Annotated in this window: 8 protein-coding genes; 4 read left to right on the top strand and 4 right to left on the bottom strand. The window is 63.2% G+C overall.

The window, feature by feature from the left end; translation table 11 throughout:
* Together JOZ76_RS09670 and JOZ76_RS09665 are read left to right on the top strand one after the other, a co-directional pair.
* The coding region (locus JOZ76_RS09670) for a dicarboxylate/amino acid:cation symporter (protein ID WP_291698402.1) at positions 1-834 on the top strand (834 nt) is incomplete at its 5' end.
* 12 nt (positions 835-846) lie between these two features.
* The gene (locus tag JOZ76_RS09665) at positions 847-1,764 is read left to right on the top strand and encodes an amino acid ABC transporter substrate-binding protein (RefSeq protein WP_291698401.1); all 918 of its coding nucleotides are present in this window, start codon (positions 847-849) and stop codon (positions 1,762-1,764) included.
* A 225-nt stretch (positions 1,765-1,989) separates the two neighbouring features.
* On the opposite strand, the gene JOZ76_RS09660 is transcribed toward JOZ76_RS09665, so the two are convergent.
* Complete coding sequence (locus JOZ76_RS09660; protein ID WP_291698400.1) at positions 1,990-2,934, bottom strand: ATP-grasp domain-containing protein; 945 nt, start codon at positions 2,932-2,934, stop codon at positions 1,990-1,992.
* A 382-nt stretch (positions 2,935-3,316) separates the two neighbouring features.
* Here JOZ76_RS09660 and JOZ76_RS09655 point away from each other — a divergent pair, with 382 nt between their 5' ends.
* Together JOZ76_RS09655 and JOZ76_RS09650 are read left to right on the top strand one after the other, a co-directional pair.
* The gene (locus JOZ76_RS09655; RefSeq protein ID WP_291698399.1) at positions 3,317-4,090 is read left to right on the top strand and encodes a ferredoxin--NADP reductase; all 774 of its coding nucleotides are present in this window, start codon (positions 3,317-3,319) and stop codon (positions 4,088-4,090) included.
* 350 nt (positions 4,091-4,440) lie between these two features.
* Positions 4,441-6,072 carry an FMN-binding glutamate synthase family protein gene (locus JOZ76_RS09650; RefSeq protein WP_291698398.1) on the top strand — a complete coding sequence of 544 codons (1,632 nt, stop codon included), beginning with the start codon at positions 4,441-4,443 and terminating at the stop codon, positions 6,070-6,072.
* 108 nt (positions 6,073-6,180) lie between these two features.
* Here JOZ76_RS09650 and JOZ76_RS09645 read toward each other — a convergent pair whose 3' ends face one another.
* Genes JOZ76_RS09645 through JOZ76_RS09635 form a run of 3 tightly spaced genes read right to left on the bottom strand, consistent with a single transcriptional unit; the run spans position 6,181 to position 11,184 of the window.
* Complete coding sequence (locus tag JOZ76_RS09645) at positions 6,181-7,491, bottom strand: ABC transporter ATP-binding protein (RefSeq protein WP_291698397.1); 1,311 nt, start codon at positions 7,489-7,491, stop codon at positions 6,181-6,183.
* A 16-nt stretch (positions 7,492-7,507) separates the two neighbouring features.
* Positions 7,508-9,241 (bottom strand): ABC transporter permease, encoded by a 1,734-nt coding sequence (locus JOZ76_RS09640; RefSeq protein WP_291698396.1) that lies wholly within the window; start codon positions 9,239-9,241, stop codon positions 7,508-7,510.
* Between the two features lie 11 nt (positions 9,242-9,252).
* The gene (locus tag JOZ76_RS09635; RefSeq protein ID WP_291698403.1) at positions 9,253-11,184 is read right to left on the bottom strand and encodes a carbohydrate porin; all 1,932 of its coding nucleotides are present in this window, start codon (positions 11,182-11,184) and stop codon (positions 9,253-9,255) included.
* Positions 11,185-11,687 lie beyond the last annotated feature (503 nt).

Raw genomic sequence — 11,687 nt, 5'->3', positions numbered from 1 at the left:
ATCTTTGCGGTGTTCTTCTCGGTGGCGATGGGTGCGCTGCCGGAGCGTTCCAAACTGATTTTGTCGCTGATCGACGATGTCGGCCATATCATGCTGAAGGTGACGAGCTACGTGATGCTGTTCGCGCCGATCGCGGTGTGGGCGGCGATCACCGCGACGGTGGCCAAGAACGGGCTGCTGGTGCTGTGGAAGCTCGTCGTGTTCATGGGCGGCTTCTATCTCTCGCTGCTGATCCTGTGGGGCATCCTGGTCGTGGTTGGCTTCATCGTGATCGGGCCGCGATACAGCCACCTGCTGCGGCTGATCCGCGAGCCGCTGATGATCGCGTTCTCGACCGCGAGCTCGGAGGCGGCCTATCCAAAAACGCTGGAGGGCCTCAATCGCTTCGGCGCCTCGTCGCGAATTTCGAGCTTCGTGCTGCCGCTCGGCTATTCCTTCAATCTCGACGGCACGATGATGTACTGTACCTTCGCGTCGATCTTCATCGCGCAGACCTACAAGATCGACATGTCGCTTTCGACGCAGCTTGCGATGCTGGCGACGTTGATGATCACTTCCAAGGGAGTGGCCGGCGTCCCCCGCGCCTCGCTGGTGGTGATCGCTTCGACCTTGAGCCAGTTCGGCATTCCCGAGGCGGGCCTGCTCATGATCATGGGCATCGACACCTTCCTCGACATGGGCCGCAGCGCCACCAACGTGATCGGCAACTCGCTCGCGACCTCGGTGGTCGCAAAATGGGAGGGCGAGCTCGGGCCCGAGCACGCGATGGGTTCGGGTGACGTCGTCCCGCCGGAGATGATCCCCGGCGAAGTGCCCGCAATGGCCGGCCATTGATGGGAGCAGCTCATGCGCCTCACTGCGGGCAGACCAATTTTGGGGCTGTTGCTGGCGGCGTGGCTGCCGGGATCGGCGGCCGTTGCCCAGGGCGGCGAAGGGCTCAGCCCGACGCTCGCCAGGATCAAGGCCGCGCATGTCGTGCATCTCGGCTATCGCGAGAGCTCGCCGCCGTTTTCGTTTCTTGATCAGGCGGGCCGGCCGATCGGCTACAGCCTAGAACTGTGCGAGGCCGTCGTCGACGAGATCGCGACGGAAGTCGACGATCCCGATCTCAAGATCGATTACGTCAAGGTGACGTCGGACGACCGCATCGCCGCGGTGCTGACCGGCAAGATCGACCTCGAATGCGGCTCGACCACGGCGAACGCGGAGCGGGCCAAGCAGGTCGCGTTCTCGCCGCTGATGTTCGTCGCCGGCACCAAGCTGATGGTGCCGAAGGGATCCGCGATCAACGCGGCGACGGATCTCAAGGGCAAGACCGTAGTGGTGACCAAGGGCACCACCAACGAGCAGGCGATGCACAATGTCGACAAGAAGTTCTCGCTGGGCTTGACCGTTGTGACCTCGTCCGACCACGAGCAGTCCTACCAGATGCTCGCTGACGGCAAGGCCGACGCTTTTGCGACCGACGACATCCTGCTCTACGGACTGATCGCGCGACACAAGTCGCAGGACAAGTTCCGCGTCACCGGGGACTATCTGTCCTACGATCCCTACGGCATCATGTTCGCCAAGGGCGAGCCGCAGCTCACCGCGGTCGTAGAGCGCGCGTTCCGCAAGCTCGGCTCCAACCACGATCTGATCCCGCTCTACAACAAATGGTTCGTCGCGCGGCTGCCGACCGGCGAACGGCTGAACGTCGCGATCTCGCCGCAGCTCGAAGACGCTTTCAAGGCGATGGACGACTCGCCGGCCGGAAACAATTAGATGTGACGTGACTTCGGGTTCGATTGTTGGCGCGGCGGAGGTGCACTCCCTCTCCCCGTTCTTACCGGGGGGAGGGTTGGGGTGAGGGGCTCTTTTTTGGCTCCAGGCTCGCGGAGAGTCCCCCTCACCCGCATCGCTAAAGCGATGCGACCTCTCCCCGCAAGCGGGGAGAGGTGAACCGTGGTCGCGGATGCGGGCCTCGATGCAAGCAAAAATTGCCACCCTTCAGCCAAACACCTTGTCCAGCGCGGCCTCGTAGGCGGCGGTGACCAGGTCGGGATGAAACCGGCCGAGGCTTTCCATCACCACACCCGAATTGAGCTCGAGCACCAGCCAGCGTCCGCCCGCATGGACGATATCGACCGAGGCGAAGCGGATGCCGATCGTGCTCGCAGCCTCGGTTGCAAGCGCAATGCAGGTGTCGCGGGTCTCGCCGGACTCCAGCAGGACCGGCTGCGATCCGGAATCGAGATTGTGCCGCCAGTTCAGCATGCGCCGCTCGCCGGCCGGAACGATGGCGTCGAGCTGGTCTCGTCCGAGGTCATCGGTCATGCCGCGCAGAATGGGCGCACGCCGCTCGGCCGATGTCGCCGCAATCGCAAGCTCGAGCAGCGAGCGCTCGCCGTCGCCGACCACACTCGGCCGGTTTTTGCTGTAGACCACGAGCGGCTTCTCATCGAGCAGGACGACACGGATCTCCTCAGCGATGTCGAGATAGGGCGAGATTGAAAGGCTCGCGTGAGATTCGAAGATGCGCTGCACCGCAAGTTCGAGTTTTGGCTTGCTCGTCACCAGGAAGACGAACCGTCCCGACGTACCCTCGTTTGGCTTTACCACGGTGCCGGCGGGATGTTTTGCAAGCAAAGCCAGCATTGCGTCCCACGATCCGGCCGGCGGGAGGTGCGCGTGAAGCCTGGGGTTGAGAAACAGGGCATGCGGGACGCAGGCCAACCCCGAAAGCTGCAGCACCTCCGAGGTCGCCGCCTTGTCATTTGCGATCCGGTGCGCCACCGCATTGTTCAATCCGAGGTCGTAGCCGAGCGCGAGGCGACGCTGCAATCCCCGCTGCATCACGATCAGCCAGCCCTCGGACCGGACCTCGACGGCGATGCCGTGAGCTGCGCAATATTTTCGGATGGCTTCGACGAACATCCGTTGGCTACTGGCCATGGTTCGTTTCGTTCGTGCTGATGACGAATTTTGAGCTGCTGGCGGATGGCTGCATTGCAGTTTCAGCAGCTCTACACCGCGTCGATCGGCTGGCCGGTAACATTTGTTCTCCAGGCCCAATTTCGGGCAGGAAATGCTGCTTGAGAGCCGCTTGGAGCAAGGAAATTTCTCGCAGCGCGCCGTTAAGGACGATCCGACGAGGCAAGATGCCCGCCGCCGTTTTGATGCGCCTCAATTGCCTGCCGTTCAAAGTTGATTATCTAGCAGAATAGCGTAGATCACGCGACAAAATCACCCAAGGAGCCGTGCTTTTCGCCCCATTTCGCCGGGCGGACAGGTACGGCTTTTGCTCTCGTCAGGTATCCCGAAAAGCAGAAGATCCATGAGTGCATTCTATCGAGAAAAGGTTCTTTCCGTCCATCACTGGACCGACACCCTGTTCAGCTTCAGGTCAACCCGCGATTCCGGATTTCGATTCCAGAACGGCCAGTTCGCCATGATCGGCCTCGAAGTCGACGGTCGCCCGCTGCTGCGCGCCTACAGCATGGCAAGCGCCAATCACGAGGAAGAGCTGGAGTTCTTCTCGATCAAGGTCGCCGACGGGCCGCTGACCTCGCGCCTCCAGAAGATCAGGGAAGGCGACACCATCCTGGTCGGGCGCAAGGCGACCGGCACGCTGATCGCCGACAATCTCATCCCCGGCAACCGGCTGCTGTTGCTATCGACCGGAACGGGGCTTGCGCCCTTCGCGAGCCTGATCAAGGACCCCGACGTCTATGACCGGTTCGAGACCATCGTGCTGGTGCATGGCTGCCGCCAGGTCTCCGAGCTCGCTTATGGCGAGCAGCTGGTCGAGGGCCTGCGCAATGATGAACTGTTCGGGCCGCTGCTGTCGGAGAAGCTGGTCTATTATCCGACGGCCACGCGCGAGCCTTTCCGCAATCGCGGCCGCATCACCGACCTGATTTCTTCCGAGCAGCTGTTCAACGACATCGGCCAAAAGCCGCTCGATATCGCGACCGACCGCGTCATGATGTGCGGCAGCCCGGCGATGCTGGAAGAGCTGCGCAACATGTTCGAGGCCCGCGGCTTCCTCGAAGGCAGCGGCAACGAGCCCGGCCATTTCGTGATCGAAAAGGCGTTCGTCGAACGCTGAGACCAACATCTGACTTTTCTCGTCGTCATGGCCGGGCTCGTCCCGGCCATCGTCGTCTTTGCGTCCACGAAAAGTAAGGCGTGGATGGCCCGCACAAGGCCGGGGCCGGGCATGACGGGTCGGTGGGATCGACCGGGCAGCTCACGCCGAACCCGTGGTGGCTCGCGTCACTTACGCTGCGTTGCAAAAAACACCTGCTCTCACGGGTGATTGATTCTCCTCCTCTATTCTGTAGCTTGATTGTGCGCTGTCATATCGGCGACCGAGACGCGCGTTAGCGTGCACCGTCCTTCCGACGATGTGGACCGGAACGCGATCGACCGACACAAATATTTAGCCCCGAGGCTGCCATGGAAACGTTGATGCTTCCGTTCTCGCCGCGTTTCATCGTCTTGACGATCTGCGCGGTCGTCACCGCGCTCCTGCTCGGCATCGGGATCTTCGATCACAATCCCAAGGCATTCGACATCGTGCTGGTGCCGCTCCTGATCTTCAGCGGCCTCACGCTGCTCGGAATTCGCGACCTGATGCAGAAGAGCCATGCGATCCTGCGCAATTATCCGATCGCGGCGCATATGCGCTTCCTGCTCGAAGAGATCAGGCCGGAGATGCGGCAATATTTCTTCGAGAGCGAAAAGGACGGCATGCCGTTTTCGCGAGACACCCGCGCAGTGGTCTATCAGCGCGCCAAGATGGTGCTCGACAAGCGCCCCTTCGGCACCCAGGAGGACGTCTATCGCGAGGGGTACGAATGGATGCACCATTCGGTGGCGCCGAAAGCCAATGTCGGCGAGAAATTCCGCATCGCCATCGGCGGACCGGATTGCATAAGACCCTATTCGGCCTCGGTCTTCAACATCTCGGCGATGAGCTTTGGCGCGCTCAGCCCGAACGCGGTGCGGGCGCTGAATGCCGGCGCCAAGAAGGGCGGCTTTGCCCATGACACCGGAGAGGGCGGCGTCAGTCCCTATCACCGCGAGAAGGGAGGCGACATCATCTGGGAGATCGGCTCCGGCTATTTCGGTTGCCGGCATCGCGACGGCAGCTTTGACCCGGACGAGTTCGCACGGGTCGCCGCCGACGACCAGATCAAGATGGTCGAACTGAAGATGAGCCAGGGCGCCAAGCCGGGCCATGGCGGCGTGCTGCCGGCGGCCAAGGTATCCGAGGAGATTTCCAAGATCCGGGGCGTGGCGATGGGCGAGGACTGCATCTCGCCGGCGTCGCACCGCGCCTTTTCGACGCCGATCGAGATGATGACATTCGTCAGCGAAATGCGGCGGCTGTCCGGCGGCAAGCCGGCCGGCTTCAAGATGTGCGTCGGCCACCCCTGGGAATTCCTGGCGATCTGCAAGGCGATGCTGGAGACCGGTCTCTATCCGGATTTCATCGTGATCGACGGCAATGAAGGCGGCACCGGCGCGGCGCCGCTGGAGTTCATGGATCATCTGGGCATGCCGATGCGGGAAGGCGTCAATTTCGTGCACAACGCGCTGGTCGGCATCAACGCGCGCGACCGCATCAAGATCGGGGCGTCGGGCAAGATCGCCACCGCCTTCGACATGGCGCGCGCGATGGCGATCGGCGCCGACTGGTGCAACTCGGCGCGCGGCTTCATGTTCGCGCTCGGCTGCATCCAGTCCCTGAGCTGTCACACCGATCGCTGTCCGACCGGCGTAACCTCGCAGGATCCGATCCGCAATCGTGCGCTGGTGGTGCCTCACAAGATAGAGCGGGTCTACAACTATCATCATGCGACGCTGCATGCGCTCGCGGAGCTGATCGCGGCCGCCGGCCTCGAGCATCCGCAGGACCTGCGCCCGATCCATTTCTCTCAGCGGGTCTCCACGACCGAGGTCGCCTCGTTCGCCAGACTCTACCCGGCGCTGCGTCCGGGCGAGCTGCTCGATGGCACCGAGGATGTGCGCTATCGGGACGCCTGGAAAATGGCGCGGGCGGCTTCGTTCCAGCCGGCGGTTTAGGGCACGTCATTCCGGGGCGCGCTTCAGCGCGAACCCGGAATCTCGCGCAGATAATCTCGGGATCCGGGTTCGCGAGCTTTGCTCGTGCCCCCGCAATGACGGCCCAGCCTAACCCGGGTTTTCCAGGCTGAACGTCTCCGAGTGCTCGTCATAGGCGAACAGCTCGGCGTAGCGGCCCCATGACACGATCGTCTTCAGCGTCTCGTCGGCGTCCTCCTCCGACATGTAGTCCTCGAGCTCGTTTCGGAAGCGCGCCGCGGGCGCGGTGTGCGACGGACGTTCGTCGAGGACGCGGCGGACCAGGCCCATGACGGGCACATGATCGATCAGGTGCTGTGCAAACAGCTTCTTGCGTGCATCGGTTTCGAGATTGGCGAAGCGCCTGCCCGCCTCGGTCAGCGTGAGGTCGCCTTCGCTCAATTGCGCAAAGCGGAGCAGCTGCAGCGACTCGCCGAGATGGAAGATCTCGTCCGCCTCGAACTGTAGCTGGCTGGCGAGCACGGGCAGGTCGGCATGACCGTCGTAAGGGGGCGCCGCCAGGGTTTCGATCAGGCCCGACAGCACGTTGGAGGAGACGTGGCGCAGCACCATGCCGACACCTGTCCCCGGGATGCCGTCGAGCGGCATCACTTTCGGCTCCGGGCGCTTGGTCATGCGGGCATAGATGCTGTCGACGAGCTGCCGGAACGCCGGATCGAGGCGGTTGCGCGGATGTGGCATGTCGACCTTGATCTCGGCGGCGACGCGCCCCGGATTGGACGAGAACACCAGGATGCGGTCGCACATCAGCACCGCCTCCTCGATGTTGTGCGTGACCATCAGCACCGATTTGATCGGCAGCCGGCCTTCGACCCAGAGGTCGACCAGATCGGTGCGCAGCGTCTCAGCGGTCAGCACGTCGAGCGCGGAGAACGGCTCGTCCATCAACAGGAGGTCGGGGTGGACGACGAGGGCGCGCGCAAAGCCGACGCGCTGGCGCATGCCGCCGGACAATTCCTTGGGGAAGGCCGACTCGAATCCGTCGAGGCCGATCAGGTCGATCGCCGCGAGCGCCCGCTTGCGGCGTTCGCCGCTTTCGACCCCGAGCGCCTCGAGCCCGAGCTCCACGTTCTGCAGCACGGTCAGCCAGGGGAATAGAGCAAACGACTGGAACACCATAGCGATGCCGTTCGGTGGGCTGATGATGGTCTCGCCGCGGCATTTGGCATCGCCCGAGCTCGGGGCCACCAGGCCCGCAATGATGCGCAGCAGGGTCGACTTGCCCGAGCCGGATCGTCCCAAGAGGCCGACGATCTCGCCGGCGCGGATGGTCAGATCGACCTTTTCGAGCACCAGCAGGTCCTCGCCACGGCCCTTCGGAAAGGAGCGGCAGACTCCGTGCATTTCGATCAGGGCCTGTTCACTGGACTTGTCGAGCATCAGAATATTCCCTGCGTCAGCCGAGGCGAAGGCGGCGCTCGCCGAAGGCATAGAGCGGCCTCCAGACCAGCCGATTGAATAGCGTCACCAGCACACACATGATGGCGATGCCGAGCACCACGCGGGGGTAATCCCCGGCCTCCGTCGCCGACGCGATATAGGAGCCGAGCCCTTTCGCCGTCAGATGGGTGTCGCCCCAGCTGGCAACCTCGGCGACGATCGAGGCGTTCCAGGAACCGCCGGACGCGGTGATGGCTCCGGTGACGTAGTAGGGGAAAATGCCAGGCAGCACCACCTTGATCCACCACCGCCATCCCCGGAGGTGGAAGCTCGACGCCGCCTCGCGCAGGTCGCTCGGGAAGGCGCTGGCGCCTGCGATGACATTGAACAGGATGTACCATTGGGTACCCAGGATCATCAGCGGGCTGAGCCAGATATTGGCGTTGAGGTGGAAATGCACAATGAAGACCACGAAGACCGGAAAGGCGAGGTTGGCCGGGAATGCGGCCAGAAACTGGGCCAGGGGCTGGATGCGCTCGGCCAGTTTTGGGCGCAGTCCGATCCAGACACCGATCGGCACCCATAACAGCGTCGCGAGCGCAATCAGCACCGCGACGCGCGCCAGCGTGACAAGGCCTGATACGAACGCGGTCGCGACATCTGAAGGGCTCAGATTGGTCGACAGATAGAGATAGGCGCGCCAGGCCGCATATCCCGTGCTGGCGCCGATGACCACAAACCAGATCGCGTCGAAGACGCGCGAGGGCGCACCGCGATCCGCCTGCCATCGCAGCGCCGCGGGAAGCTGGACGTGCAGGTTCGAAAAGGCCCGGTTGATTGCCGAGAACGGGTACGACAGCGCCCGCAGCGCCCGCGTGCGGCGGAACAGATCGAGCATCCAGGACTCCGGCACATTGCCTGAGGCGGTCTGCTCGAAGCGGAACTTGTCCGCCCAGGCGACGATCGGACGGAACAGCAGCTGGTCATAGGCGATGATGACCAGGAACATGGTGAGCAGCGCGAACCCGATCGCTGCGAGATTGCGGTTTTCGATCGCCAGCGCAACATAGGAGCCGATGCCGGGCAGAGTGACCGTCGTGTTGCCGACCGTGATCGCCTCGGAGGCTACCACGAAGAACCAGCCGCCCGACATCGACATCATGGCGTTCCAGATCAGGCCCGGCATCGCGAACGGCACGTCCAGCCGCCAAAAACGCTGCCAGGGCGAGAGGTGAAAGCTCTGGCTCGCCTCCTCCAGGTCCTTCGGCACGTTGCGGATCGACTGATACATGCTGAAGGTCATGTTCCAGGCCTGGCTCGTGAAGATCGCGAACACACAGGCAAGCTCCGCGCCCAGCACCCGGCCGGGGAAGAGATTCATGAAAAAGACCACCGTGAAGGTCAGGAAGCCGAGGATCGGTACCGACTGCAGGATGTCGAGCAGCGGAATCAGCACGATCTCGGCGCGGCGGCTCTTGGCCGCGACCGCGGCATAGACAAAGGTGAAGATGGTGGAGCATACGATGGCGAGCAGCATCCGCATGGTGGTGCGCAGCGCGTAGAGCGGAAGATTGGCCGGGTCGAGCGAGACCGGCGAGGCCTGCAATTCCGACAGCGGCTCGGTGGTCTGCTCGCCGCCATAGACGATCAGCACCATGGCGCCGATCACCAGGATGATCGCCACCACGTCCCAGACATTGGGCCGCAGCACTTGGCCCAGCGGGGCAGTGCGGATATCCTGAAGCGTCATGAAACCGCCTTTTAGAACTCGCCGTGCAGCCGCGCCGAGAAGATCGAGACCGGACCGCGATCGGCGTTATAGGCGGGATTTGTGATGAACTGATAGTCGCCGGTGAGCGTAATCTGCTTGGTCAGCGCATAGGCATAGTAGGCTTCCAGGATGCGCTCGGGCCGGTAGTTGAGCTGGCCGTCGCCGATCAGTGGCCCGAGGCCGCCGGCGGCGATGAAGTCGCGATGATCGCGCGACAGCGCATTGATCGCGCCGGCGATCCCGATCGTGTCGTCCTCCCGGCCCCACATGTGGCCATCAAGCGAGGTGCCGAGCGACAGGCTGCGATCGATGTCGGTGAATGACATGATCTCGTTCCGGCCGTCATTCCAGCTCCAGCGGGCGAACACGCCGATATTGCTGGTGATGGCCTGTTCGAGATTGAAGACATAGCCGTATTTGATGCGGCTGGTGCGGGTTTGCGTGATGTCGAGGTTGAGCGCCGGGTTGTCCAGCGTCTCGCGGTAGCTGCCGGAGAAGACGCTGTTGAGCCAGACGATCGTGCGCAGCTTGCCGGGCTCGCCGAACAGCTGATAGCGCGTCTCGAACTCGCCGACATATTCGCCGCGCCGGAACAGATTTGTGTCCATGTTGTTCGAGTTGGACACGGCATCCATCAGGAAATAGCCGGCGCGCAGGGCCCAGCGCTTCTGGTTGAGCTCGGCCGTCATGCCATAGGTCAGGCCGAGCTTGTCGGCGGCGTAGTCGAAGGCGCCGGGCGCCCAGATCGACCAGTTCATGAAATCCTTGCGGGTGTCTTTGGCGTAGGCGTTGCCGTCGAAGACGTCGATGACGGCGAACTTGCCGGCCTGCAAGGTCAGGCGTGACACGTCGACCTTTTCCGCGAGCTGGGTCCCGCTGCTTCCGAGATCTTCCTGCTCGCCGCCAAAACCAAAAGTCTGGCGCAGGAACAGGCGCGAGGTATTGTAGTGGGGGTAGGGAAAGTTCGATTTCTGCGCTTCGCCGTTGGAAAAACCGGCGAGTCCGACCGTGTTGTTGAGGCCGAACCCCTGCAGCAGCTCGGGATTGTAGTAGACCTCGCCGCCCTCCCAGAGCCGCGCATTGAGGAACAGGCTGTTGCTCCAGGTCTCCTGAGCCTGCGGCGCGGGCGTCAGGCTGTTCGGCCCGCTATAGGGCGCATGGAAGGCGGGATAGCCCTGCGGCAAGAAGGTCGACTGGCCGTGGATCTCCCAGCGGTCGGATTCCGGATCGGTCGGATCCTTCGGCTGCAGATTTGGCGCGCCCGGCCAGTCGAGCTTGCGGTTGAGGCCGATGCGCAGCGACTGGAAGTCGAGGCTGGAGGCGAATTGCGTCCCCGAGGGAAAACGCACATTGGCATCCTCGAAGCGGCTGTAGAGATATTCCAGCTTCACGCTCCAGTCCGGCGCAAAGCCGTACTCGATGCCCGCGCCCGCGGCCCAGCCGAGCCGGTCATGGATGACCTTCTCGTCATTGCCGGCGGCCGGCGTGTTGACGAAGCGCTCGCCGGCGAAGGCCAGTCCGCCGGTCGCGTAGACCAGCCAGGAGCCCGCCGTATAGCCGACACGGCCACGGACGGTGCCGACATAGTCCAGCCCTTCCGTGACGGTCGAGCGCGGGCTCGCCAGCAACGAGACGATGGAATTGGAGATGAAATAACTCGGGAAGGTAATATCGCCTTCTACCCCGAGCAAAACACCGGACTGGAAGCGATGATTGTAACCGGCCTGCACGCCGCCGATCAGGCCGCTGGCAACCCCCGGGCCCGCGGTCATGGTCGGATCGATCAACACCGCATTCGATGTGCCGCGGCCGTAGCCGGCATGGGCGCCGACATAGAAGCCGGTCCAGTCGAAGATCGCCCGCATCGCCGGCGCCTTCACTGGCAGGTCCGCCGCGCCGGCCGGATCGGCGAGCGCCATCATGCCAAGCCCAAGCCCAAGCCCAAGTCCAATTCCAAGGCCCGCAAACACGCCCTTCGACGAGCGACCATGGCGGGTCGTGTTTTCAGCGCGAACGGTTTTGATGTCACCTTTAGTCATCGCCTCGAGCCGTTGGGATCCAGGGGAACGGCAACCTGCGGTCCGGACTGATGGCTTGCAATCGCAAGCCACGTCGGAGGCGCCACCATCCACAATTCAGCCGTATTGCAAATGAGTCGCAATTGAAAGGATCAACGCCGCGCGTGCCGCGGAATGGCATCACGGCGTGACGCAGGGGCAACAGCGTCGGCCCCGTTCAAACCCGTGCAGGTGCAGGTCAGCCTAGGCCGCGGCACCTGGCGGCGGCAGCGCTTCTGATAAGTCGGTTTGAAGACGGTTCGATGAAATCGCGGAGCAGTTGCACGGGCGTACCGATCGCATCCCGGGCGCGCAAAATTCGCGCCGCATTTTCGGTCGAGCGGGAGGTCCGCTATCCTCCCTTGGAA

The sequence above is a fragment of the Bradyrhizobium sp. genome, assembly GCF_019244115.1.
Lineage (GTDB): Bacteria > Pseudomonadota > Alphaproteobacteria > Rhizobiales > Xanthobacteraceae > Bradyrhizobium.
The sequence above is the reverse complement of the archived record's forward strand: the minus strand, read 5'-3'. Positions and strand labels throughout refer to the sequence as shown.